20 protein-coding genes are annotated in these 24,779 nt (G+C 71.9%); 10 read left to right on the top strand and 10 right to left on the bottom strand.

Annotated elements, in window-relative coordinates:
• Positions 1-297: 297 nt before the first annotated feature.
• From ACIBAE_RS13525 to ACIBAE_RS13515, 3 genes are all read left to right on the top strand, one after another.
• Positions 298-1,674 carry an ATP/GTP-binding protein gene (locus tag ACIBAE_RS13525; protein ID WP_399284668.1) on the top strand — a complete coding sequence of 459 codons (1,377 nt, stop codon included), beginning with the start codon at positions 298-300 and terminating at the stop codon, positions 1,672-1,674.
• Positions 1,607-2,164 carry an RloB family protein gene (locus ACIBAE_RS13520; protein ID WP_399284666.1) on the top strand — a complete coding sequence of 186 codons (558 nt, stop codon included), beginning with the start codon at positions 1,607-1,609 and terminating at the stop codon, positions 2,162-2,164. The genes ACIBAE_RS13525 and ACIBAE_RS13520 overlap by 68 nt, the downstream gene beginning before the upstream one ends.
• Before the next feature lie 354 nt (positions 2,165-2,518).
• Positions 2,519-3,217: a VanZ family protein gene (locus tag ACIBAE_RS13515; protein WP_399284692.1), complete on the top strand. Its 699-nt coding sequence runs from the start codon at positions 2,519-2,521 to the stop codon at positions 3,215-3,217.
• Positions 3,218-3,435: 218 nt separating this feature from the next.
• Here ACIBAE_RS13515 and ACIBAE_RS13510 read toward each other — a convergent pair whose 3' ends face one another.
• Complete coding sequence (locus ACIBAE_RS13510; RefSeq protein WP_399284664.1) at positions 3,436-6,039, bottom strand: helicase-associated domain-containing protein; 2,604 nt, start codon at positions 6,037-6,039, stop codon at positions 3,436-3,438.
• A gap of 228 nt (positions 6,040-6,267) precedes the next feature.
• On the opposite strand from ACIBAE_RS13510, the gene ACIBAE_RS13505 reads away from it, so the two are divergent.
• Complete coding sequence (locus ACIBAE_RS13505; RefSeq protein ID WP_399284663.1) at positions 6,268-7,341, top strand: hypothetical protein; 1,074 nt, start codon at positions 6,268-6,270, stop codon at positions 7,339-7,341.
• Between the two features lie 83 nt (positions 7,342-7,424).
• Here ACIBAE_RS13505 and ACIBAE_RS13500 read toward each other — a convergent pair whose 3' ends face one another.
• Genes ACIBAE_RS13500 through ACIBAE_RS13490 form a run of 3 tightly spaced genes read right to left on the bottom strand, consistent with a single transcriptional unit; the run spans position 7,425 to position 10,401 of the window.
• Positions 7,425-8,252: an ABC transporter ATP-binding protein gene (locus ACIBAE_RS13500; RefSeq protein WP_399284662.1), complete on the bottom strand. Its 828-nt coding sequence runs from the start codon at positions 8,250-8,252 to the stop codon at positions 7,425-7,427.
• Complete coding sequence (locus ACIBAE_RS13495) at positions 8,249-9,361, bottom strand: FecCD family ABC transporter permease (RefSeq protein WP_399284660.1); 1,113 nt, start codon at positions 9,359-9,361, stop codon at positions 8,249-8,251. The genes ACIBAE_RS13500 and ACIBAE_RS13495 overlap by 4 nt, the downstream gene beginning before the upstream one ends.
• Positions 9,358-10,401, bottom strand: coding sequence for a FecCD family ABC transporter permease (locus ACIBAE_RS13490; protein ID WP_399284659.1), 1,044 nt, complete (start codon positions 10,399-10,401; stop codon positions 9,358-9,360). The genes ACIBAE_RS13495 and ACIBAE_RS13490 overlap by 4 nt, the downstream gene beginning before the upstream one ends.
• Positions 10,402-10,572: 171 nt before the next feature.
• Here ACIBAE_RS13490 and ACIBAE_RS13485 point away from each other — a divergent pair, with 171 nt between their 5' ends.
• On the top strand, positions 10,573-11,241 hold the full coding sequence (locus ACIBAE_RS13485; RefSeq protein ID WP_399284657.1) for an HAD family hydrolase: 669 nt from the start codon (positions 10,573-10,575) through the stop codon (positions 11,239-11,241).
• On the opposite strand, the gene ACIBAE_RS13480 is transcribed toward ACIBAE_RS13485, so the two are convergent.
• Entirely contained in the window at positions 11,196-11,504 is a 309-nt protein-coding gene (locus ACIBAE_RS13480; RefSeq protein WP_399284656.1) for a hypothetical protein, read from the bottom strand. The two genes, ACIBAE_RS13485 and ACIBAE_RS13480, sit on opposite strands and share 46 nt — an antisense overlap.
• 109 nt (positions 11,505-11,613) lie before the next feature.
• On the opposite strand from ACIBAE_RS13480, the gene ACIBAE_RS13475 reads away from it, so the two are divergent.
• The gene (locus ACIBAE_RS13475) at positions 11,614-13,218 is read left to right on the top strand and encodes a recombinase family protein (protein WP_399284654.1); all 1,605 of its coding nucleotides are present in this window, start codon (positions 11,614-11,616) and stop codon (positions 13,216-13,218) included.
• Between the two features lie 478 nt (positions 13,219-13,696).
• Positions 13,697-14,080 (top strand): cold-shock protein, encoded by a 384-nt coding sequence (locus ACIBAE_RS13470; protein ID WP_399284652.1) that lies wholly within the window; start codon positions 13,697-13,699, stop codon positions 14,078-14,080.
• A gap of 129 nt (positions 14,081-14,209) precedes the next feature.
• On the opposite strand, the gene ACIBAE_RS13465 is transcribed toward ACIBAE_RS13470, so the two are convergent.
• From ACIBAE_RS13465 to ACIBAE_RS13450, 4 genes are all read right to left on the bottom strand, one after another.
• A complete protein-coding gene (locus ACIBAE_RS13465; protein ID WP_399284651.1) occupies positions 14,210-15,067 on the bottom strand; it encodes a 1,4-dihydroxy-6-naphthoate synthase in 858 nt (285 codons plus the stop codon).
• A 2-nt stretch (positions 15,068-15,069) separates the two neighbouring features.
• Positions 15,070-15,822 (bottom strand): futalosine hydrolase, encoded by a 753-nt coding sequence (locus ACIBAE_RS13460; RefSeq protein WP_399284650.1) that lies wholly within the window; start codon positions 15,820-15,822, stop codon positions 15,070-15,072.
• 31 nt (positions 15,823-15,853) lie between these two features.
• Positions 15,854-16,333: a DUF2771 domain-containing protein gene (locus tag ACIBAE_RS13455; protein WP_399284649.1), complete on the bottom strand. Its 480-nt coding sequence runs from the start codon at positions 16,331-16,333 to the stop codon at positions 15,854-15,856.
• A 242-nt stretch (positions 16,334-16,575) separates the two neighbouring features.
• Positions 16,576-17,928: an MFS transporter gene (locus ACIBAE_RS13450; protein WP_399284647.1), complete on the bottom strand. Its 1,353-nt coding sequence runs from the start codon at positions 17,926-17,928 to the stop codon at positions 16,576-16,578.
• Between the two features lie 479 nt (positions 17,929-18,407).
• Between ACIBAE_RS13450 and ACIBAE_RS13445 the strand changes: the two genes are divergently transcribed.
• On the top strand, positions 18,408-19,367 hold the full coding sequence (locus ACIBAE_RS13445; RefSeq protein WP_399284646.1) for a DUF3027 domain-containing protein: 960 nt from the start codon (positions 18,408-18,410) through the stop codon (positions 19,365-19,367).
• 340 nt (positions 19,368-19,707) lie between these two features.
• A complete protein-coding gene (locus ACIBAE_RS13440) occupies positions 19,708-20,118 on the top strand; it encodes a hypothetical protein (protein ID WP_399284644.1) in 411 nt (136 codons plus the stop codon).
• A 154-nt stretch (positions 20,119-20,272) separates the two neighbouring features.
• Here the strand turns inward: ACIBAE_RS13440 and ACIBAE_RS13435 are convergent, their stop codons facing one another.
• Positions 20,273-20,794, bottom strand: a complete 522-nt coding sequence (locus ACIBAE_RS13435) for a DinB family protein (RefSeq protein ID WP_399284643.1) — start codon at positions 20,792-20,794, stop codon at positions 20,273-20,275.
• A gap of 777 nt (positions 20,795-21,571) precedes the next feature.
• On the opposite strand from ACIBAE_RS13435, the gene ACIBAE_RS13430 reads away from it, so the two are divergent.
• Positions 21,572-24,688 carry a sacsin N-terminal ATP-binding-like domain-containing protein gene (locus ACIBAE_RS13430; protein WP_399284641.1) on the top strand — a complete coding sequence of 1,039 codons (3,117 nt, stop codon included), beginning with the start codon at positions 21,572-21,574 and terminating at the stop codon, positions 24,686-24,688.
• Positions 24,689-24,779 lie beyond the last annotated feature (91 nt).

The following is a 24,779-nucleotide window of genomic DNA, read 5'->3' as shown; positions in this document are numbered from 1 at the left end:
CGGCGGTGCCCGTGCCACTGCCCGTGCCACTGCCCGTGCCACCGTCCGCGTCCGTGCCGTGTCCCTGGGTCCGGTCCCCCGCCCCCGGCCCGCCCCCCCGCCCCCCCCCCCCCGCGCGGGGGGGGGGGGGGGCGGCCGGCGGGGGGGGGGGGGGGCGGGGGGGGGGGGCCCAAAACCCCCCCGGTCGTCCCCCCCCCGGCCGCCCCCCGGGGGGGGGGGGGGGGGGGGGGGGGTCCCCCCCGCCCCCCCCCCCCCCCCCCACCAAACGACATCATTCGATGCTTGGAGGAGGCCGCCATGCTGCTTCGGTTCCAGGTCACGAATCACGCTTCGCTCCAGGCGGAGCAGGAACTGTCTTTCGTCGCCACGGACCGCCACCCGGAGCGGGCCGAGGTGGAGGTGCCGGGAGGCGACCATCGGACCGTGCCTGTCCTGGCCATTTACGGAACGAACGCATCGGGCAAGTCCAACGTCATCGACGCCCTCGGCTGGATGCGCACGGCGGTGCTGTCGTCATTCCGCAGATGGGACCCCACAGGCGGAGTTCCTCGCCGTCCATTCGCGCTGCGCCGGGACGCGGCATCGCATCCGAGTTCCTTCGCCGTCGATTTCGTCGTCGCGGGAGTGCACCACCAATTCGGATTCTCCGTCGACGACGAGCGGGTCACCGAGGAGTGGCTCTACTACTACCCGGAGGGCCGACAGCGCCGCCTCTACGAGCGGGGAGCCGGTGAACCCGTCACCTTCGGACGCTGGCTCACCGGGCGGCGCAAGCTGATCGCGGAACTGCTGAGGCCGAACAGTCTCTACCTCTCGGTCGCGGCGGCGCAGGGGCACGAGCAACTGGGTGAGGTGTTCCGCTGGTTCCAGTACGGCCTGCGCATGGCGACGGACCACGATTTCCACCGGCGGCTCGACCACACCGTCCGGCTCTGTCTCGGCGACCGGGAGAGGGGGCGGGGGCAGCAGGAGGAACAACCTGTCATGGCCCTCCTCCGCTTCGCGGATCTGGGCGCTTCCGGGCTGGAGATCGAAGAGTGGGACGACGCGATTCGGAAGGATCATCAGCGCATCACGCAGGCTCTCCGGGAGGCGCTGGGCGACAAGGTGCGCGTCGAGGAGGACAGCCGGCAGCGGGTAAGGGTCGAGCACCGGACCGCGGAGGGCACCTTCCCGCTCGACCTCGCGTACGAGTCGAGCGGAACACGCACCTGGATCGGCCTCATCGGTCCCGTGATCACCACGCTGGCCCAAGGCGGCGTGCTCTGTGTGGATGAGCTGGACGCGCGACTGCATCCCTACCTGGTCGATGCCCTGGTCGGCATGTTCCAGAACCCGGAGGTCAATCGGGCAGGCGCCCAGTTGGTGTTCAGCACGCATGAAGCCGCTCTGCTGGGGCGCAATGTCCGAACAGAGCTCTTCCGGGACCAGGTGTGGTTCACGGAGAAGGACCCGGAAACGCTTGCCACACGACTGTTCCCCATGACCGAGTTCTCGGTACGTGACTCGGCCGACAATGTGGAGAAGCGGTATCTGGGCGGGCGCTACGGAGCGGTGCCGTACTTGGACGAGGATCTGCTGCGGGGCATGACCGCGGCATTCCGGCATGGGGGTGGGCGTGAAGCGGGGAAAACCGCTGAAGCGGACGAAGGGCGTGCGCCGGGAGCAGCGTAGGTTCCTCATCCATTGCGAGGGGGAGTGCGCAGAGGATCAGTACTTCAGGGGAATGAAGGCCGAGTTGAGGGCACTGCCCGTCTCCGTTCAGCTGGGCGGGGCGCACGGCGAGCCCAAGTCGCTGGTCCGAGCGGCGATCGAGCACAAGGGCCGGGCCGCACGTTCGCCTCAGGACCGGTGCATGGAATACGACGAGGTGTGGTGCGTGATCGATGTCGAGGCACCGAGGCAGCATCCCGGTTTGCGAGAGGCGTTGGATCTGGCAGCGCGGCACGGGATCGAAGTGGCCCTGACCAATCCGTGCTTCGAACTCTGGCTCCTGCCGCATTTCGCCGAAGTGTCCTGCTACCACACGTCGGAGAGCGCTCAGAAGGCACTTGAGAAACAGGGAGCATGCGGGTATGCGGGTATTCCGCTGTCCGTAAGCACGTCTCTTACGAGAAGGTGCGTGACGGCTACGGGCAGGCGAAGGAACGCGCACAAGCGTTGAGGAAACGCGGCTCGCATGGTGCTGAGAGCAATCCCTGGACCGATATGGACATCCTCGTGGAGCGGTTGCGGGCGGCCCGGTATCCGGAAGGGTATCGATGAGCGTGCCTCCATCGCCGAGGACCGTCCGCTCCGCTGCGGGGTTGTCGGGCAGGACCGTCTACTCCCGCTGTCGCGAGGCGCGTTGGGCTGAGTCCCGGCGCATCGCCGATGCCGATCGGATGAGGATTCGCGGCGTACCCGGCGGGTGTGTGGGCACCAGGGTCGTATGACCGCTGAAACGGAGAGGCCCGGGCCCGGAAAAGCCGCCCGGGGGGGTATTTCGTGGGGCCGGACCGTGTTGCGGATCCTCATGATGGTGGTGGCGCTGGTCACCCTGGTGGCGTTCTCCGCCGTACTGGCCGAACTCACCCTGACGCCGTCCCCGGCGTCGGCCGACATCGCCGGGTCCAATCTCCGGGTCGGGCACTCGCTGCGGATGTACGCGGAGGACTACACGTTCCTCTCCGCGTGCAAGCAGATCGGCGGAAACCTGCTGATGGGGGCGCCCTTCGGAGTGATCCTCCCGGTCCTCGTACCGCGCAGGATGCGGATGCTGCGCGTCATCGTGCTCACCGGGTTGGTCATGGTGCTGGTGGAGCTGGCGCAGGGCTCCCTCGTCGAGGGACGCGCCTTCGATGTCGACGACGTCATCCTGAACACGACCGGGGCCCTGATCGGCTACCTGCTGCTGGGGCGCCTGATCGGCCGGCGCTTCCACGCGCTCGGCGTGCCGGTGGTGGCGAAGGCGGGACGGCGCGCGGACGGCCGCGACGGCGAACCGAAGCCTCAGGCCACGCGGGTGGCGGGCAAGCGGCCGCTGGCCAAGCGCCCGTTCGCGAAGACCGAGCCTGCCGCGAAGGCCAAGCCGTACGCGAAGACCGAGCCGGTCGCGAAGTCCGGGCCGGTCGCGAAGTCCGGGCCGGTCGCGTCCACGGGCGGCGCCAAGCCGTCCGCCCCGGCGGCCCGCAGCGGATCGTGGTCCGAACGCCTGGTGCGCCTCGGTCGCCGCTGACCGCACCTGCCCCGGCCGGATCCACCGCCGACCCCACTCGTCCCCCGTACGTTCCCCGGCCCCGCCACCGCGCGACACCTCCCCGTACGACCCGCCCCGGGAAGCGCCCTACCAGCCCGTCGACCACCCGGTGGGCATCAGCTCGGCCGCGTACGTCGCGAACATGGCCAAGCTCATCGGGTATGTGACCGCATCGGATTGAGACCCGCCGTGCGGGGTCAGGCCGGGTCGTCCGCGAGTTCGGCCACCCCGGTGACGCGGTGCAGCGGGTACGTACGGATCTCGTCGGCCGTGTGGTCGTACGCCGTCACGTACCCGCCCTCCACCCGCACCGGGGCGATGACGCGCTGGCTGGCCGCGCCGTCGGCGTTCACATAGCCGATCCAGACGGCGGAGCCGGTCATGGCGGCGGCCTGGACGGTCGCGAGGGTCTCGGCGGGGGTGGTGCGCGGAAGATCACCGGTCCCGGACGGCGCCGCCGCCGGGGTCCCGGCGCCTGACATGGCCGGGGGTTTGGAGGGTTCCGGCACCGGCTTGCGGACCACCGTCGCGGCCAGGTCGCCCGCCCGGATCGCCCGCACCGCCGCGCCGAGCAGCGTCGGCCCCGGCACCGGCGGCCCGTCGGTGATGGGGACCGGCGCGCTGCGGGGCGGGGTGCGGTGCGCGTGGGCGCGGGTGATCAGGACGTCGCCCTCGGCGGACTCGGCCGCCGGTGCGAAGCCCATCGCCCGCAGTCCGTCGAGCAGCAAGGCCGGTTCGGCCTGGGCGGCCAGCACGGTCGGCGCGAGGCGCCGCAGCCGCATTCCCTGGGACCGCTTGTCGGCGACGATCTCGTCGAGCACGGCCTCGTCGTCGCAGCGTACGTAGGCGGAGGCGACGCCGACCCGCAGATGGCCGTGCTTGCGGGCCACGTCGTCGATCAGATAGGCGAGCGGCTGCGGTACGGGCGTACGGCTGTGGGCCCTGAGGAAGTCGTGCAGATCGGAGGCCGACTGCCCGGCGTCCAGCGCGCGCCGTACGGAACCGGGCGTGAACCGGTAGACGGTCGCCCCGCCCTTCGACTCGATGTCGGCGGTGATGGAGAGCAGTTCGGCGAGGGGGCGCAGGAGGGGGCCGGGCGCCACGGCGGTCAGGTCGGCCTGCAGGAGGACGTGGTCGAGGGGTTCGGGGAGGAGCGGGGCGAGGGCGCGCGCGGCGCGGATCCCGGCGGCGGCGAGCGCGGCGGTACCGCCCGTGGTGCCGGGGGTGTCGGAGACGCCCGGGGCGGCCGGGGCGTTCGCGCCGGTCGTCCCCGGGCTCCCCGGCGCGGGCGCCAGCAGCGCGCGGGCGTGCGAGGACAGCGCGCCGCGCCCCGTGAACCCCAGCATCTCGGCCTCGTTCAGCGTCCAGGCCGCGAGCCGCGAGCGGAGATCGTTGGGCAGGCCCGCCGCCGATGTCCCGCGCAGCGGGCGTTCCCACCGCAGCCGGGCCAGCAGCGACTCGGGGTCGGGGGGCGTGCCCTCGGGGAGCGTGGCGAGGAGGTCGAGGACCCGCCGCCGCACCTCGGGCGCCGCGCCCCGGTCCAGATCCGGGCCGAGCGCGGCGAGCGTGCGGCCCTTGCTGTCCTGACCGCCGACGAGGCCCGAGGTGCGGGTGGCCGTCAGCCACGCCGTGGCGAGCCGGGCCCACCGCTCCGGGGAGGGCAGCTCCTGCCAGTCGTCGTACGCGGGCGTCGGGGCGTACCGCTCGTCGGACTCGCCGTCGGCGGCCAGCAGCCCCGCCGCGAAGGCGAGTTCGACCCAGAAGGCGGCCACGGACTCGGAGACGTCCAGGGCGGTGGCGGTGCGCTTGAGATCCCGTACGGACAGCCCGCCGGCCCGCAGCACGTTCGGGCCGCCCTCGTTCCAGTCCTTGGCCAGCTCCTCGATGGTGGCGAGCGTGGTGTAGGCCTGCCCGGCGGCCGTACTGTCCACAATCTGGGGACGGCTCCCGGCCGCCGCGTCCGAGGCGCGGGGCGCGACGGCGGGCGCCACGGGCTCCGGCGTACGGTGCGCGCGCCCGGCGCGCAGATGGAGCGCGGCCTCGCGCGGCAGGACGACCGTACGGGTCGTCGCGGGCAGCAGCAGGCCCCGGTCACGCAGCCACCGCACGGGCGGAGTGGGGCTCGACGTGACCTCCCCGTACGGAGGACCCCACACCAGCCGGTCCAGCACCGACAGCGCCTCCATCGGGGCGGTGTCGAGCAGCGCCGCCATCCGGGTGCGGTCGGTGAAGAGGTCGGTGAGCGAGGCGACGGCGGAGACCGGATCGTGCGTGGACGGCAGCGAGGCGGCGGTCAGGATCTCCTGGATCCGGCCCGGCGACATGCCCGCGGTGGCCTCGGCGACGGTCGGGCCGAGACCGGTCGGCGACGGGTGGGTGGGCGAGGGCGCGAGGATCTCGCGGGCGGTACGGACCAGCCGCAGGCGGTCGTCCCCGCCCCAGATCAGTGCCTGGTCGCGCAGGGTCCGTACGGCGAGCGGCAGCGCCGCCTCGATCCGCTCGTCGCCTTCGTCGCCGGTCAGCAGCGCGCGGAGAGTGTCGTACGGAGCGGGCTCGGGCGCCACGGCAAGCGCCTCGGCGACCTGGAGCGTGAAGCGGTCGAGCCGCTCCAGCGCCCGGACGACGGACGCACGGGTGCCGGCCCGCGTCGCCAGCTGGGAGAGATCGTTCGGTACGGGATTGATCAGATCGGGCCGGGCGCGCAGCAGCGCGGCCAGGGAGTCGTCACCCTGCGTGCGCAGCGCCTCCGCGAGTGTGCGCGGTGACGTCTGCGGTGGCGTACCGCCGGTTCCTTCTGGCACGTGCGCCTCCTGCTCAGACTTCGCGGGTCCCCATCCGTTCCACGTTAGCCCCTGGCGGAGGGTCTGCCGCGCCCCTGGACCCGGTGGACGGGTGCCGGCCTTCTTCGTACCGGACATCCGTACGGGATGTGACGGACGTCCGTACTGGACGTACGACGATCACTTCGACACCATCGCGAGCGGGCGTTGTGCGGTGCTGTGGTGGTGTGGCTGCGTGCGGAGGACTGTGTGGGGATCGAGAGCGACCAGCTCGTTTACGACTATCTGAGCCGGGTCGGTGACGCGGCTCAGCAGCAGCAACTGCCCTCCGGGGAGCGGATGCGGCTCGTCTCGACGCTGCGGAACGAGATCGACCGGCAGCGCGGGAAGTTCGGCGGCGACAGCCCGGCGGGGGTCCGCCGCATCCTGGGGCGGCTGGGTGCGCCGGACGCGGTGGTACGGGCGGCGGGCGGGCCGCGCCGGCCGGGGGCGCCGGAGCCGCTGGAGCCGGAGACGCCGGTCGTCCCGCCGCAGCGGACCGGGACCGGGCAGCCGCCACCGGACCCGCTGTCGCCTGGTCTGCCTGACCGGCCGGATCAGGCAGACGCGGTGAGCCTGCGGAAGCCCGTCGGTCCGTCCGCTCCGGCGGACCAGCCGGACTGGTGGCGCATCGACGCGGGACCGGCGAGCACGCCGTTCGGCCCGCCGATGGACATGACGGCGGGCGGCGAGAGCATGAGCCCGGAGATGGCCGCCGCGATGAGCGTGCCGGGGTTCGTCGGCCGGGTCGAGGTCCCCGAGATGCTGAAGCCGCCCCCGGACGACGATGACGACGAGGAAGAGGAGGCGGTCGAGGAGACCGGCTGGCGCCGGTGGCAGCGCCGCCTGCGCCTGACGCGTCGTGGCGCCGACGGTGCCGGTGACGGCGGCGTGGGCGACGGTGACGGCATCGCCGGGGTGGAGAAGGTGCCTGCACGGCGGCCCCGGCTCCGGCAGGTGGCCCATCCGTTCCTGCTGCTGGCGGCCGTGCTGCTGCTCGCGGGGGCCGCACTCAGCTGGTTCGCGGCGCTCGCGGGGGGACTTCTCGCCTACCTCTCCCGCAGGCTCTCCCCGGCCGAGAAGAAATGGGTGGTCCTGGGAATCCCGGCGGCATCGGCGGTCGGCGGACTGGTCTGGCTCTGGGGCCGCCTGGACGGGCGCTGGGGCGAGCCGATCCCGGAGAACGCCATGGGCCAGGCGCTCTCCGACACCTGGCCGGTGGCGGCACGGACGGCGGCGGTGGCCCTGGCGCTGTACCTGGTGCTGCGCTCCCGCCGCAGATAGCGGGCTCCCCGGGCCCGCCGTCTCCGGCGCGTGGCCGCTTCAGCTCCCGCGTACGCCGTCGTGCGCGCCGTCGTTTCCGCCGTTCATGGGGTGCGCGCGGCCGTCCCCGGCCCGGCGGCCGTGTTCGGCCGGTACGGCGCTCCCGGGACCACCAGCGGCGAGCCCGTCACCGGGTCCGGGACCACGACCGACTCCAGGCCGAAGACCTTCCGTACCAAGTCAGCCGTGACGATCTCGGACGGGTGGCCCTCCGCCACGATGCGCCCGGCCTTCATCGCGACCAGGTGGTCGGCGTACCGGGCCGCCTGATTGAGATCGTGGAGGACGATCACGACCGTACGGCCCTGCTCGTGGTTGAGGCGGCGCACCAGGTCGAGGACCTCCACCTGGTGCGAGATGTCCAGGAAGGTCGTCGGTTCGTCGAGGAGCAGCAGGTCCGTCTCCTGCGCCAGTGCCATCGCGATCCAGACCCGCTGCCGCTGACCGCCCGAGAGTTCGTCCACCGACCGCTCGGCCAGCGCCGCCACGTCCGTACGCTCCATCGCGTCCGTCACCGCGCGCTCGTCCTCGTCCGACCACTGCTGCCACCAGTGCTGGTGCGGCTGGCGGCCGCGCGAGACCAGGTCGGCGACCGTGATCGCCTCCGGCGCGACCGGCGACTGGGGAAGCAGGCCGATCGACTGCGCGATCTTCCTGGTCGGGATCTTCGCCAGCTCCGCGCCGTCCAGCAGCACCGCCCCGTCCTTCGGCTTCAGCAGCCGCCCCAGCGCGCGCAGCGTCGTCGACTTGCCGCAGGCGTTCGGTCCGACGATCACCGTGACCCGCCCCTCGGGGACGGCCAGGTCCAGCTCGTGCACGACCGTACGGTCCTCGTACGCCAGCGTCAGTTCCCGAGCGGTGAGCCTGCTCATGCGGTGCCTCCTGCTCTCGCGCCCGCGGTACGGCGGATGCTGTGACTGTTCACCAGAAGCCAGATCAGATACGGGGCGCCGACCGCCGCCGTCAGCACGCCCACGGGCAGCTCCGTGGGAGCCAGCACCTTGCGGGCCAGCAGGTCGGCGAGTACGACGATCACGGCGCCCATCAGCGCCGAACACAGCAGGGGAATCTGCGCGGTACGGGTCATGCGCCGGGCGATCTGCGGCGCCAGCAGCGCCACGAAGTCCACCGGCCCCGCCGCCCCCGTCGCGACCGACGCCAGCAGCACGCCGAGCACCACCAGACCGAGCCGGACGCGGCCGAGCCGTACCCCCAGCGCGGTCGCCGTGTCGTCGTCCATCGACACGGTGCGCTGCGCGTACGCCGCCCACGCCACCCCCGGCAGCAGGATCAGCAGCACCCAGCCGAGCGGCGCCGCCTCGTCCCAGCCACGGCCGTTGAGCGAACCGGTCATCCAGACCTGGGCCTGCTGGGCGACCAGGTAGTCGCCCTTGGTCAGGAAGAGGGTGGTGACCGACCGCAGCGCGATCGCGAAGCCGATGCCGATCAGCACGAAGCGCGTGGCGTGCAGCCCGCCGCGCCAGGCGAAGACGTACACCAGCGCCGCCGCCACCACGCCGCCGGTGACGGAGAGGTACGGCAGCACGGCGAACGACGACACCCCGAAGGTCATCGCGCCCACCGTGACCGCGCTCGCGCCCTGGCTGATGCCGATGATGTCCGGGCTCGCGAGCGGGTTGCGGGCGACGGTCTGGATCAGCGCGCCCGCGACGCCGAAGGCGAGACCGACGAGCAGGCCCAGGACCATGCGGGGCAGCCGGAGCGTACCCACGACGAGTTCGTCCGCCGACGGCTGCCCGAACAGCACCTTCAGGACTTCCGACGGGGGGACGAAGCTCTCGCCGACGCTCAGATACGCGACGCAGACGACGAACAGCGCGGCGACGAGCGCGACGGCCGTGACCGCCGCGCGCCGGTGCAGCAGGAACGATCCGCGTCCGGCGCGTACGAGCGTGTAGCCGGCGGGCCGTACGCCCCCGGCCCGGGAGGCGGCCGGGGCGGCCTCCGTGGTCGCCGTCATGCCGGTACCGCCTTCCTGCGGACGAGAGCGACCAGGAACGGCACCCCGAGCAGGGCCGTCATCACACCAGCCGGGACTTCGCTCGGCGGGAAGACGATCCGGCCGATGACATCGGAGACGAGCAGCATGACCGGCCCGATCAGGGCGGCCATGGGAAGCAGCCAGCGGTGGTCGGTGCCGACGACCGCCCGCGCGATGTGCGGAACGGCCAGGCCGATGAAGGCGATCGGACCGGCCGCCGCGACGCCCACACCGGTGAGCACGGTCGCGCCCAGCCCGCCCAGGACGCGTACCGCCGCGACGTTCTGGCCGAGCCCCTTCGCCACGTCCTCGCCCAGCGCCAGCGCGTCCAGGCCACGCGCCACGGATATCACCAGCACGGTGCCTATCAGCAGGAACGGCCACACCTGACCGGCCACCTCGGCGTCCCGGCCCGCGATCGAACCGACCTGCCAGAAACGGAACTCGTCCAGCGCCGCCGCGCTCGTCGTCAGCACGCCCATCGTCACCGACACCAGCAGCGCGTTGATCGCGGCGCCACCGAGGGCGAGTTTGACGGGGGTCGCCCCACCGCGCCCACTGGAGGCGATCGCGTACACCGCCACCGAGGCGATCCCGGCGCCCGCGAACGCGAACCACACATAGCCGGAGAGCGTGTGCACCCCGAAGAAGGCGATGGCCAGGACGACCCCCACGGAGGAGCCCTGGCTGATGCCGAGAATGCCCGGATCGGCGATCGGGTTGCGGGTGATGCCCTGCAGCACCGTCCCGGCGAGGGCCAGCGCGGCCCCCACCATCAGGCCGATCAGCGTGCGCGGTACGCGCAACTGGCGTATGACTTCCGCGTCGTCGCTGTGCCCGCCGTGCAGCAGGGCGTCGATGACGGCGGACGGAGCGACAGCGCGCGCACCGACCGCGAGACTCAGCAGGGTGGCGAGCAGCAGGGCCACGACGGCCGCGGCCGTCCAGCCGATACGGCGGGCCACCAGGACATGCCTGGTGCTGGTGGTCCTGTGGATCGTCGGAGCAGCGGCTGGCATCGGAACCAATCGGAAGGCGCGACTCGGTGGGCGGCCGGAAGAGGGAGCGGGGGCGGGAAGGGCACGTCGGGAGAGGCACGTCGGGGAGAGCGCGGCGGAGGTCGGGGGCGATCACACTGGTTAGGCTTGGCTAAGTCTAAGCACCCGGTTCACGCCGCCCGCCTGGGCACAATGGCTCTCATGTCTTCCTCCACGGCTCGGCCCGCGCCCACGGTCGGCTTCGACCTCGATATGACGCTGATCGACTCACGACCCGGCATCCGCGCCGCCTACCAGGCACTTTCCGCCGAGACCGGAGTCCCGATCGACGCCGATCTCGCCGTCACGCGGCTCGGGCCGCCGCTCGAACTGGAGCTGGCTCACTGGTTCCCCGAAGACCGGATAGCGGAAATGGGTGACCGCTACAGGGAGATGTATCCCACATTCGCGATCACCCCGACGCCCGCGATGCCCGGCGCGCGAGAAGCCATCGCCGCCGTCCAGGAGCTCGGCGGCCGAGCGGTGGTCGTCACGGCCAAGCACACCCCGAACGCCCGCCTCCACCTCACCCACCTGGGCATGGAGCCGGACGTCCTCGTCGGTCAACTGTGGGCGGAGGGCAAGGCGGAGGCCCTGCTCAGGCACCGCGCGACGGTGTACGTCGGCGACCACACGGGCGATGTGCGCGGGGCCCGCGCGGCGGGCGCGCTCTCCGTCGCCGTACCGACAGGACCGTGCGACGAGGACGAACTGCGCGCGGCCGGGGCCGACGTGATCCTGCCGGACCTGACGGCCTTCCCGGCCTGGCTGCGCGCCTACGCCGCCGGAGAACCGGCGGTCGAAGCGGCGGGCTTGGCCTGACGGGACGCACCGGCCTCGCGGGCCCGCCGGCGCTGCGCCGCGATCGACCGCAGCACACCGGCGCCCGCGATCAGGAAACCCACACCCATCAGCATGCAGACCGCGTACGCGACGGGTGGGAACGGCTCGGATCCGAAGAACAGCGGCGCCACGGTGGCCAGTGTCGCCACGGCGCCGACGATGAAGACGATCGCGCCGATACGGACCAGCCCGTCGCCGGGCCCGGCCTCATCCGCCGCGCGGGGTGCAGGAGTAGCAGTCACGGCACCAGGGTAGTTCCCTGCCGAACAGGTGCGGACAGGAGAGGTTGGCGTGCCTACCCACAAGGTTGAGCCGGTTATCCAGGCACATGGTCCCTGCTAGTTTCTCCTCATGACACCCGGCCTCCGCTACCTCTCATGTCTGCGTCTGTCCGCCGATTCGGACGGCTCCACCTCGATCGAGTGGCAGCGTGGCGTGATCCGCCACCACGTCAGCTCTCCGCTGCTCTCCGGCGTGATGGTGGGGGAGGCGGAGGACACAGACGTCTCAGGCTCCATGAGCCCCTTCAAGCGGCCCGGACTCGGACGCTGGCTCACGTCTCGGGCCGACGAGTTCGACGTGATCATCGCGGCCAGGATGGACCGGCTCACCCGTCGCTCGACGCACTTCAACGAACTATTGGAGTGGGCACAGCGGAACGGCAAGTTCATTGTCTGCGTTGAAGAGGGGTTCGATCTCTCGACTCCTCAGGGAAAGATGACGGCTCGAATGACGGCTGTCTTCGCTGAGGCTGAGTGGGACGCGATCCAAGCCCGCATCCTGAACGGCGTACAGAGCCGTCTGGCGAACCGTTCGTGGCTGACGGGTGCTCCGCCGACCGGCTACCGCATCAAGGCCATCGAGGGTGGGAAGCGCAAGGTCCTGGAAATTGACCAGGACTTCCGCCCCTACGTGGAAGAGATTTTTTCCCGCGTGAAAGAGGGTCAGTCCACACACCGGATCGCGCGAGACTTCAACGCCCGTGGCGTACTCACGTGGGGTGACCATCTGCGGAAGGTGAAGGGGGAGGCCACCAAGGGGACTCAGTGGCAGTCGACCATCATCAACAAGTTCATCCGCTCCTCTTGGGTGCCTGGTCTTTACACGTACAAGGGGGAAGTTGTGCTGGATGATGCCGAGAACCCCATCATCCTCCCTGAAAAGCCGCTGGCATCTATGGATGAATGGATGGACCTGGTGGACCGCATCAAGTCCTCTCCCAAGGCTGAGGGAGTCCCTACAGGGAGCCGCAACGGCGCCAGGAGTCTCCTGTCCGGTATTGCTCACTGCGGGGAATGCGGCGCGCCCGTTACTTCCCTTCTGGGTTCCGGGCACATCAGGAAAGACGGTACGAAGGTTCCCGGACACAGGTATTACCGCTGCTCCAACAAGTTCAAGGGTGGCGCTTGTACGGCGGGTCTCTATGCTCGTGCAGATGTGCTTGACCAGTGGGTTGACCAGGAGATTCAGGGAAGCGTCGGCCAGTGGGGCATGTACCAGAGGATGGGCGTCGGCCCCTCTCAGGCAAAGGAACTCCAGTTGGCGCAGGCGCGGTTGGAAAAGCTGGAAGCTGACTTCCTGGCAGGGGAGTACGACGGGGAAGGTCAGGCAGACTCGTACAAGCGCATGCACAAGAGCCTTTCCGGAAGGGTGGCCCTCCTGGCAAAGCAGGAAAAGGAAAGGGTTAATCCAATTCTTAAAGCAACGGGAAAGAAGTACGGAGAAGTCTGGGGAGTCAAGGACCGGGAAGATCGAAGGGAATTCCTTCGTGCCTATGAGGTAAAAATCTGGGCGTGGAGTAAAGGGGTGGACGGGAAAGAGGGGGGAATGATTATGGATCTGGGGGATATTCAGGCCATGGCGCAGGAGCTCAATTTGGTAGGGGAGGAAAAGATGGCAAGGCTGGTGGTCGGTCATAATGTAGAAGAACGCATGTGGAAAGCGTTGGAAATTTAGACGTAAAGCAATGGGATGAGAAAAAATCCGCCGAACAGTGAGTATTTTTTATCGTGAGCTATTCATGAATTCGATCCCCACTTCCAGATGAATCAATTTCGGCGCGCCTTGGTGCTTCAAGTACGTAGGGCTCCGGGGGAATCGGGAGGTGGCCGGGGGCTGCTCTCTCTGCGCAGCCCGAATCAATCGGTCTCGCCTGAGAGGTGGCTGCCGCTTGCGTCGTTGAAGACTCTGCCTTTCACACTGGAGGCCGTGACGGTGGCAGCAGCGTCATGACGCGCGCGGGGAAGCACGGGACCGGCCGTCAGCGGCCTTCCGCAGCAAGGCGGAAGCCAAGGAAGGCCTCCTCCACGGCCTCTTTGAGTCCACTCCCGACCAAGGGGCGGGCTCTCTCTGTTTTCTCAGGTGAACGAGTGGGGAGAGCCCCGGTAGGCTGGTTCACATGGTTGGCCTTGTGTAGCGGAAGTGGGTGTGTGCTTTGCCGACTGGCAAGGTCAAATGGTTCAACAGTGAGAAAGGCTTCGGCTTTCTCTCCCGTGACGACGGCGGCGACGTCTTCGTCCACTCGTCGGTCCTCCCTGCCGGAGTCGACGCACTCAAGCCCGGCCAGCGCGTGGAGTTCGGCGTGGTCGCCGGCCAGCGCGGTGACCAGGCGCTCTCCGTCGCCGTCCTCGACCCGGCTCCCTCGGTCGCGGCGGCGCAGCGCCGCAAGCCCGACGAACTGGCCTCGATCGTGCAGGACCTGACGACGCTGCTGGAGAACATCACGCCGATGCTGGAGCGTGGCCGCTACCCCGACAAGGCCAATGGAGCGAAGATCGGGGGCCTGCTCCGCGCGGTCGCCGACCAGTTGGACGTGTGACGGGCCGGTGCGTGACGGCTGACGTGCGACCGGTCGGTGTGGGACCGGCCGACGTGCGAGCGGCCGGTGTGCGAGCGGCCGGTGTGCGAGCGGCCCGACCGGTGACGGCCGGGCCCTTCGGCGACCGGATCAGGCGAACCGCAGCGCATCGTGGCCGAGGGGCGGCACCAGCCCCTCGGCCGCGGCGCGGGTCAGCAGGCCACGGACCGCCGCGTAGCCGTCGTCGCCCAGGTCCGCGGTGAACTCGTTGACGTACAGGCCGATGTGCTGCTCCGCCACCGCCGGGTCCATCTCCTGCGAGTGCTCCAGGACGTACGGGCGGGAGACCTCCGGGTCGTCCCACGCCATACGGACCGACCGGCGGGCCGACTCGGCCAGCAGCTGGAGGGTCTCGGTGCCGAGCGAGCGCTTCGCGATGATCGCGCCCAGCGGGATCGGCAGGCCGGTCGTGGACTCCCAGTGCTCACCCATGTCGGCGAGCGAGTGCAGCCCGTAATCCTGATAGGTGAAGCGCGCCTCGTGGATGACGAGTCCGGCGTCCACCTTGCCGTCCCGTACCGCGGGCATGATCTCGTGGAAGGGCAGCACGACGACCTCGCCCACGCCGCCCGGGACGACCTCCGCCGCCCACAGCCGGAAGAGCAGGTACGCCGTGGAGCGCTCGCTCGGTACGGCGACGGTTCGGCCGGTGAGGTCGGTGCCGGGCTCCCTCGTCAGGACGAGCGGGCCGCAGCCCCGGCCGAGCGCCCCGCCGCACGGCAGCAGCGCGTACTCGTCGAGCACCCACGGCAGCACGGCGTACGACACCTTCAGGACGTCGAACTCGCCTCGCTCCGCCATGCCGTTCGTGATGTCGATGTCCGCGAAAGTCACATCGAGCCCGGGCGCGCCGGGCACCCGCCCGTGGGCCCACGCCTCGAAGACGAACGTGTCGTTCGGGCACGGCGAGTAGGCGATCTGCAGCGGCTGCGCGGTCGGCGTGGACATGGTCAGGACGGCTCCTCGAATACGGGGGTGAGCAGCGTGATCGCGTACCGCAGCGCCTCCAGCGCCGGGCCGATCCGCCAGGCGGCACGGTCACGCGGGCCGACGGCGTTGGAGATCGCGCGGATCTCCACGCACGGCACGGAGTGGGCGGCGGCGGCCTCGGCGACGCCGAATCCCTCCATCGCCTCGGCGGCGGCGCGCGGATGGCGCGCGGTCAGGGCGGCCGCGCGGGCGGCCGTGCCGGTCACGGTGGAGGCGGTGAGGACGGGTGCGAGGAGCACGTGGGTCGCCGGATCGGCGGCCAGGACCTTCGCCATCCGGGCGGCCAGCCCGGCCGGCGGGTGGTGGACGGTGCGGCCGAAGCCCAGCTCGTCGACCGGCAGGTAGCCGTCGGGCGTCTCCGCGCCCAGGTCGGCGGCGATGATCGCGTCCGCGACGACGAGTGAGCCGAGAGGGGCGTGGGGCTGGAAGCCACCGCCGATGCCGGCCGAGATCACCAGGTGGTACGGAGGGTCGTACGGCGAGGACGCCAGCGCGGTGGCGGTGGCGACCGCCGCCGCCACCGGGCCGACCCCGCCGGCCAGGACATCCACCACGGGTATCTGCACGGACGCCGGCCGGGGCATGTACTGCGCGTGGCTGGTCATCTCGTACCCGCCCGTCAGTTCCCGGACGCCACCGCCCGCGAAACCGGCGAGTCCGGCGGCGACGGAGTCCGCCTCCGCCGCCACCGCCGTCACTACGAGTACACGCATGGCGGAGCCTCCCAGGGTCGCCCGGGTCGGATCAGGGCTTCTTCTTGAATTCGAAGTGCCAGATGCCGATCAGCTCCTTGCCGTCGGTCTCCACGATGCTGACCTGGGTGTCGTTCGTGGTCTCGCCGGTCTGGGTGGCGAAGAAGGCGTTGCCCGGGATGTTCCGGTACGTCTTCGTGAAGGGCTGCTGTTCGGCCTGCTGGCCGTTGATGAAGAGCGTCCAGCCGTGATGCGCGATGGTGGGGTCGACGCCGAAGCGGACCTGGTCCTCCATCGAGACGTTCACGGTCTTCTCCGCCTTCTTGTTGAGGCAGGACTGGATCTCGGTCTCCGAGATCGCATGGCCGTCGTTGTAGCAGCTCGCGCCGGTGTTGACCGACGTGGTCCCGACCGTCACGGTCGCGATCGGGGTCGGCTTGTCACAAGCGGCGAGGACGAGGAGTCCGGCGGAGACAGCACCGAGGGCGACGCCGGCCCGGCGGGCCTTACCAGGGAAGAACGCAACGGTCATGGGCCGAAGGTTATCGGTCGTCCGGTCCCGCGCCACGCGGGGGTACGGCGAGCCGCGCCCGCTCACGTCGGCCGGGCGTACGGGAGGCCGTGCGGGAGGCCGCACCGGAGGCCGTGCGGGAGGGTGCCGGCTCAGCCCTGCTCAGCCGTACGGGAGGGCGTGCGGCCGGCCGTACGGGCGGGCGGCCGTACGGGCGCCCGTGGGAGAGGCCAGTGAGGGTGCCCGGCGAGGGTGCCCGGCTCTCACAGCACCCGGGAGAACTGGGAGCCCGACCTGGCCGTGCCCACCAGCCCCCGCAGGGCGAAGAACGCCCCGGTCAGGACGATGCCGGCGGCCACCGACATCCCCAGCACCCCGTTGAGCGGCAGTGCGATGCCGATCGCGCCGCCCACGACCCAGGACATCTGGAGCAGCGTCTCCGAGCGCGCGAAGGTGGACGTCCGTACCTGCTCGGGCACGTCCCGCTGGATCACCGCGTCCAGGGAGAGCTTCGAGAGCGCCTGCGAGAAACCGGCCACCGCGCAGAGCACGGCCATCATCACGCCGCCGAACAGCAGCGCGGCGAGGACGGTGGCCGTGAGCGCGATGACCAGCATCGTGGCGATGATCAGCTCGGGGCCCCGGGCCTTCAGCCAGGCGCCGACCGCCGTGCCCAGGGCGTTGCCCGCCCCGGCCGCGACACCCACGATGCCGAGGGAGACCGCCGCGCTCTGGCCGGACAGCGGGTGCTCGCGCAGCAGGAAGGCGAGGAAGAAGATCAGGAAGCCGGAGAGGGCACGGTGGGCGGCGTTGGCCTCCAGTCCGTGCAGGACGGACGGGCCGACGCTGCGCAGACTCGGCCGCGGTTTCTCGCCGTGCCCGACCAGGCGGACCCGGCGCTCGCCCTTCGCGGAGTCCACCTTGGGCGGCAGCGTGAACGCCAGGAACGTACCCCCGAGGAAGATCAGACAGGCCCCGTAGAGCGGGTACTGAGGCCCGATCTGCTGGAGCCCCGCGCCGATCGGGGCCGCCACGCCGGTGGCCAGCAGGCCGGACAGGGTGACCCGCGAGTTGGCCCGTACCAGGGGGAAGCGGGGTGGCAGGAGACGCGGTACGACCGCGCTGCGGACCACTCCGTACGCCTTCGACGCGACGAGCACGCCGAGGGCCGCCGGATAGAGCTCCAGGCCGGCGGTGGCCACGAAGGTGGACATGGCGATCGCGAGGGCGGCCCGGACGAACATCGCGGCGGCCATCGCCGCACGGCGGCCGTGCGGGAGGCGGTCGAGGAGTGGCCCGATGACGGGGGCGAGCACGATGAAGGGCGCCATGGTGACGCCCAGGTAGAGCGCGACGCGGCCCCGGGCCTCGTCGGTGGGGACGGAGAAGAACACGGTCGAGGCGAGGGCGACCGTGATCATGACATCGCCCGCGCCGTTCACGGCATGCAACTCGATCAGCTTGCCGAGGCCCGACTCGCCCGCGCCGTGCGCGTGGGTGGCCTTGCGGATGCCCCGCGCCGTGCCGGTCACCGGGAAACGCAGGGCACGGCCGATCGCCCGCGCCGTCCTGCGGAGCGGGCCGGCTGTGTCGTCGGACGACCTCACGGCTGCCACCCCGTCATAGTGCCCCAAGGGTCCGGGGTGCGAACCGATCCCGCGCCTGACAGGGCCGTGACAGTGCCATGACGGACGAGTCGCGCCGTGCGTGGGCGGGGCGGGCGGTGCTCCCGATGGTCCAAATAGCCGCAAAACGGACACGAAAGACTTCTTGGATGGTCCGAACACACGATCCGCCCCCCGGCGGTACCGCTCCGGAGGGTTACGGCCTTGTTGCGGTGTGGCTCGAAGTGCGGGAAAGGCGGCGTGCAGGTGGGCGGGGGGCGGCGGAGAGGGTAGCGTGCGTAGCGCGCCACCGGCGGTTGTTCTCGGCCGCGCGCCTCTTCGCCATCCCGCAGAATGGATGACGTGAGGTGCGCCCGAGGAAAGATCGGGCGTGGACGTCGATGCGGCCCTCTGGTCCGCTCCGCCCTCGGCTCGTACATCGCGAATCGGCCGGCGCACCCGTGAGACGGCGTAGGAGAGAAGCGAGACCTGTGAGTGCTGCGACGACGCGAAGCCGAATCCCTGACCGTCTGTGCGCCGAGGCGGTAGGCCTTGCCCGCGCGGCTGCCGAAGAGGCGGCCGCGCCCGGGGTCGTCGGGGACCATGTCTCGGTGGTGGCGGAGGGCGACCGCGTCGTCACCCACTTCTTCGAGTGCGAGGAGCTCGGGTACCGGGGCTGGCGCTGGGCGGTGACCGTCACGCGCGCCTCCCGCGCGAAGAACGTCACGCTCGACGAGACGGTGCTGCTGCCCGGGCCCGGCTCGCTGCTGGCCCCCGAATGGGTGCCCTGGAGCGAACGGCTGCGCCCCGGCGACATGGGCCCCGGCGATCTGCTGCCCACGGAGGCGGAGGATCTGCGGCTGGAGCCCGGCTACACGGGCGAGGACACCCCGCCGCCGAACTCGGCGGTGCCGGAGTTGGTGCCGGACACCGTGCCGGCGCTCACCCCGCAGAATCTCGCGGACCTCGTCGAGGCGGAGGACGCCGAACCGACGGATCTGTCGGCGGACACCCCCGCCGTACCGGCCCGTGGGTCGATCGCGTCGGTCGCCGAAGAACTCGGCATGCGCCGGGCGCGGGTGCTCTCGCGGTACGGCCTGCACATGGCGGCGGACCGCTGGGACGAAGCGTTCGGCGCGAAGACCCCGATGGCCCAGGCGGCGCCGGCGCCCTGTGTCTCCTGCGGCTTCCTGCTGCCCCTGGCGGGCTCGCTGCGGCAGGCCTTCGGCGTCTGCGCGAACGAGTTCTCCCCGGCGGACGGCCGGGTCGTCTCACTGGCGTACGGCTGCGGCGGCCACTCGGAGGCGGCGGTCATGCCGGCCCCCCCGCGCCCGGCGCCGCACGTCCTGGACTCGATGGCCACGGACGCCTTCCCGCTCCGCCCGTCCCCGGACAGCGGCTCGGTACCGGTGACGCCGGACGGTGAGCCGGAGGACCTGGGGCACTCCTGAGGTCGGGGGTAACCCCTGCGGGCCGGTGCTTCGGTGAGGCGTCGGCCCGCCCGCCGCCTACTTCATGCCGATCATGCGAGTCGGTCGGCCGCTGGTGCGGGCCGGTGATGTTCAGGAGGCCATGTGTCGGGTGAGCTCGCGTGACTTCTGCCGCAGTGCGGCTGTCCACTCCTTCCTTTACGCGGGGATCCGAAGCCGTCTTGAGACAGCCGCTCTCGGCGCGCTCGGCCGCCTGCCAGTTCACCTCGCTGTGCCTTCTCGTCGTCGCTCCGACGGCCGGGTGGAGGGAGGTGGCGGCCGGCTCGCGCGTGGACCGCGGCCCGCTCCATAGGATCGTCTGATGTTCGATCGTTTGGAGATCAGAGTGTTGCCGCCGGGACGTCGGTTCGCCGCCCAGTCGCGGTTGTGGGTCAACGGTGAGGACGTGGTCGAAGAGGCGGTCCACGAGGGCGGCCGTGGGCCGTACGCGGCTGATGTGCTGCCTGCCGGACGACCCAGCCTCCTGCGGGCGACCAGCGAGGCGCGCCGTCTGGAGCTGGGGGAACCGGAGTGCACCGGCGGTTGCTGCGGTTTCCTGTCCGTCGTCGTGCAACGGTTCGGGGACATCGTGCAGTGGTCGGACTGGGAGGTTCCGCACGCTCCGGCGCCCCCGCCGCCGGAGTTCCACTTTGACGCCCGCCAGTACGACGCTGAAGTGGCTCGCGCTGAGACAGACCGCTGGTGGCAGGTGGGCCAGAACGCTCTCCTGTGAACAGAGCCAGTCGGGGGGCCGCGCGGAGCCGTCGTAGGGCAAGCGTCCGTCCGACGTGGACCGTTCGCCGACCTAACTGGCCAGAGGGACTGCCGGGGGAAGATCGCGGCGCGTTTCGCCGGTGAGCGGCGGCGGGACGAGGGCTCGGCCGCCGTTATGGCAGGACCATCCAGCGTCTGCCGTCGAGGAGTTCCCGTGCCGCGTCCAGGTGGCCCGCGTGGCACGCCGTCTCGGTGATGACGTGCAGCAGGACGTCCCGGAGGGTGTGCAGGTGCGGTTCGCCGAAGAGGTGGTGGGGCCACCATGCCAGTGCGGCGTCGGCGGATGCGGCGGTGATGACCGCGTTCGCGCCCTCCGTCTCCCGGCGATAGCGGTCGAGTACGTCGGCGGCCCGCGTATCGGAGCCCACCTGCCAGGCGTCGTCACTGCCGTCCAGGCCGAGGATGACGTCCTTGTCCCCGGCGACGACGGCGCGGAACCAGAACCGCTCCACGTCCAGCGCGAGGTGCTGGACGAGCCCCAGGCAGCTCCATCCGGACGGCAGTGCGGGCTGTCGCAGCGCGTCCTCGCCGAGCCCGTCGAGGATGCCCAGGACATGGCGCCGCTCTCCCTCCAGGGAGGTGAGGAGCGCCTTGATCTCACCGTCCGGTGTGGTTTCCACGGTCACGTCGGTCATACCGGGACATGCTGTCCGAATCGGCCGGGCCTGTACAGGGGATGGCCTGTGCCGGGTGTCACCGCGCGCCGCCATGCCGCGCGGCATGGCGGCGCGCGGTGACACCCGGCAGTCGACCGCCTCGCCGAGTTCATCCGCTTCGTTGGCGAGCTGTTCCGCCCACCACCACGCGTAACACTCGTCGCACTGGGCTGCCGGCTCGGGGTTGTGCGGCTGTGAGGCGCTGGTGAGGGTGACTTCGCTCCCTGGATGTCCATCCGGTTCCGCCGGATACACGGCCTCCGGTCGCGCTTCCCATGGATGCCCACCGAGAACGGAACGAATGAGCCGGCCCCCGGCCGTCACCCCGAGGAACTCGGCCAATCTGCCCTGGCCTGCGTCCAGAACCAGGGCGCCGATATCTGGCGCGGGCAACGGCTTCGCGTCTTCGCTCTGTGTCACGCCGGATCGTCGCCGGTCCTGCGGCCACCCCGCCGGGTGGGCCGGATATCACGCGGCTTCGCTGCCGAAGCCGTCGCGGAGTTTGGTGAAGTCGACGTCCAGGGACGCTGCCACGGGCGGGCTCCGCGCGGCCTGACCGTACGGAACCTCCCGGCCCGCCGCAGTCCCGCCCCCGCCCTTCCGCAGCCCGGAGCACCCCGTCCCGCGCACCTCCGCGCGCCCCCGCGCGCCCGGTCCGTGGCGGGGCCCCGGACCCCCTCGCCCTCGCCTGAGGTGATCCGCGCGGTACCTTCGGGCCGACGTACTACCGGTAGGCGGACAGAGCGGAGTCACAGCGTGAGCGTCAGGACGACCGAGGGGGCCGACCCGTTCGGAACTGCGCGGCTGCGGCGTGGGGTGCTCGACGCGTGGGGCGCGAGTCCCGCCCGGTTCCGGGAGGACGCCAACGCCGAGGAGGACCTGGCGCTCGGTGGCTACCGGGACCGGCTCGTCGTCGAGCTGGCCCAGAACGCCGCCGACGCCGCCGCCCGCGCCCAGGTGCCCGGGCGGCTCCGGCTGACCCTGCGCCCCGGGACCGGCGAGGGCCCCGCCGTCCTCGCGGCGGCCAACACCGGCGCCCCCCTCGACGCGACCGGTGTCGAGTCGCTCAGCACGCTGCGCGCCTCCGCCAAGCGCGAGGGGCACGAGAGTGCCGTCGGGCGGTTCGGTGTCGGGTTCGCCGCCGTGCTCGCCGTCAGTGACGAGCCCGCCGTCCTCGGGCGGCACGGCGGTGTCCGCTGGTCGCTCGCCGAGGCCCGCGAACTGGCCCGGCACACCTCCCAGGCCAGCCCCGGTCTCGGGGACGAGCTGCGGCGCCGCGACGGACACGTACCGCTGCTGCGGCTGCCCCTGCCCGCCGAGGGCACGGCGCCCGACGGGTACGACACCGTCGTCATCCTGCCGCTGCGCGACGGCACCGCCCTCGATCTGGTCGAGCGGCTGCTCGCCGGGGTCGACGACGCCCTGCTGCTGACTCTCGCGGGACTCACCGAGATCGTGATCGAGACCCCCGGCGGGGAGCGGGTGCTGCGCCGGTCGGCGGACGGCCCGTACGTGCACATCGACGACAGCGCGGGCGGCGGCGACATCCACCGCTGGCGGGTGGTGAGCCACCACGGCCCGACCGAGCCCGCGCTGCTCGAAGGACGGCCCGTCGAGGAGCGGCTGCGCCCGCACTGGTCCGTGACCTGGGCCGTGCCGGTGGACGGCGACGGCGCCCCGGCCCGGCCCCGTACCGCGCCCGTCGTGCACGCGCCGACCCCCACCGACGAGCCCCTCGGCGTGCCCGCGCTGCTGATCGCCTCGCTGCCGCTGGACACCGCCCGGCGCCACCCCGCGCCCGGGCCGCTGACCGACTTCATCGTCGGGAAGGCCGCCGACGCGTACGCCGAACTGCTCGGCGGCTGGGAGCCCGTCTCCACCGGCACCATCGACCTCGTGCCGGGCCCGCTCGGCAAGGGCGAGCTGGACGGTCAGCTGCGGGCCGCGATCCTGCGGCGGCTGCCGCGCGTGGCCTTCCTCGCCCCGGCGGTGCCGAGCGAGGAGCTGACCGCGCTGCGTCCGTTCGAGGCGGAGGTCGTGGAGGGCGCGGGCGCCGACACCGTACGCGTCCTGGCGGAGGTGCTGCCGACGGTGCTGCCCGCCGGGTTCGAGCGACGCCCCGAGCTGCGCACCCTGGGCGTCGGCCGGCTGCCCCTCGGCGAGGCCATCGAGCGGATCGCGGGCGCCGAGCGCCCGCCCGCCTGGTGGCACCGGCTGTACGAGTCGCTCGCGGGCGTCGACCCGGACCGGTTGTCCGGGCTGCCGGTGCCGCTGGCGAACGGGCGGACGACGATCGGGCCGCGCCAGGTCCTGCTGCCGCTGCCCGACACCGCGACCCCGGCCGGCCTGGCCCGGCTCGGTCTGAAGGTCGCGCACCCCGACGCCGCCCACCCACTGCTGGAGAAGCTGGGCGCGCTGCCGGCCACCCCGCGTGCCGTCCTGACGACCCCGCAGGTCCGCGCGGCCGTCGCGGCCTCGCTCGACGCGGGCGACGTGTGGGACGAGGACACGGACGCCCCCGACGCGGAGGAGCTGGCCGAGACCGTCCTCGGGCTCGTCCGGGACGCCGGTCTGGAGGCGGGCGACGAACCGTGGCTGGGCGCGCTCGCCCTGACCGACGAGGACGGGGAGCTGGCGCCGGCGGGTGAACTCGTCCTGCCGGGAAGCCCGTTCGCCGCCGTCATGCGGGAGGACGAACTCGCCCTCTGCGACGCCGACCTGGCCGAACGCTGGGGTGAGCAGCCGCTCGCCGCCTGCGGGGTCCTGGCCACCTTCGCCCTCGTCCGGGCCACGGACATCGTCCTCGACCCCGACGAACTGGGGCCGCGCGACGGGGACTTCGCCGAGCCCGACGACGCGGGCCTGCTGGACGCCGTCGACGTCTGGGCCGAGGACGTCCTCGACCAGCTGCCCGAGACGCCGGTGCCGCCGGTCGCCACGGAGATCGTGGCCGTACGGGACCTCGACCTGGTGGACGACGACGCCTGGCCGGGGGCCCTCGCCCTGCTCGCCGAGCCGCCGCTGCGGGACGCGCTGACCCAGCCCGTACGGATCCTGCTGCCGGACGGCACGACGGAGACCGTGCGTTCGTACACCGCGTGGTGGCTGCGCGACCACCCCGTACTCGACGGGCGGCGCCCGGCCGGACTGCGCGCGGCGGGCGGCGATCCGCTGCTCGCGGGGCTGTACGACCCGGTGGACGCGACCGGCTTCGACGACGTACAGGTGCTGCGGGCACTGGGGGTACGGACCTCGGTCGCCGCGCTCCTCGACGAGCCCGGCGGGGCGGCCGAGGTGCTCGGCCGGCTCGCCGACCCGGACCGCCCGGTGACCGCGCCGCAGCTCCACGCGCTCTACACCGCCCTCGCTGACCTCGACCCGGAGCAGGTGACCCTGCCCGACGAGCTGCGTGCGGTCGTCGACGGCGAGGTGCGGGTGGTCGACGCGGCGGACGCGGTGATCGCGGACGCCCCCGACCTGCTCCCGCTGGCGGACGGTCTCGCGCTGCTGCCGGTGGCCCCGGCGCACGCCGCCGACCTGGCGGAACTCCTCCAGGTACGGCGGCTGAGCGAGAGCGTCGGCGCGGAGGTGACCACGCGCGGTGAGGAGCACACGGTCCCGGACCCGGTCCGCGCGCTGCTGGGCGCCGGCACCCCCGGGACGTACGTCGAGCACGAGGAACTCCTCGCGGGCGGCGTCGAGCTCGACTGGCGCCGTACCCCGGACGGTGTGCTGCACGCGGCGACGCTGGAAGGTGTCGCGGCGGGCCTCGCCTGGGCGGCGGGCCAGTGGCCCCGGCGCTTCGAGGTGGCGGCGCTGCTGGAGGACCCGTCGCGGACGGAGGAGTTGGCCCGGGACCGCTGGTTCGACTGACCTTCATCGGGTGGCGGCGGCCGTCCGGCCCTCGCCACCCGGCCCTCGCCGTCCGGTCCTCGCCGCCCGGCACCGCGAAGCAGCCGGCCGG

Origin of the sequence: Streptomyces sp. NPDC051569 (assembly GCF_044454085.1) — a bacterium.
Classification (GTDB): domain Bacteria; phylum Actinomycetota; class Actinomycetes; order Streptomycetales; family Streptomycetaceae; genus Streptomyces.
Note: the sequence above shows the minus strand (reverse complement) of the source record. Positions and strands in the feature narration are given on the sequence as shown.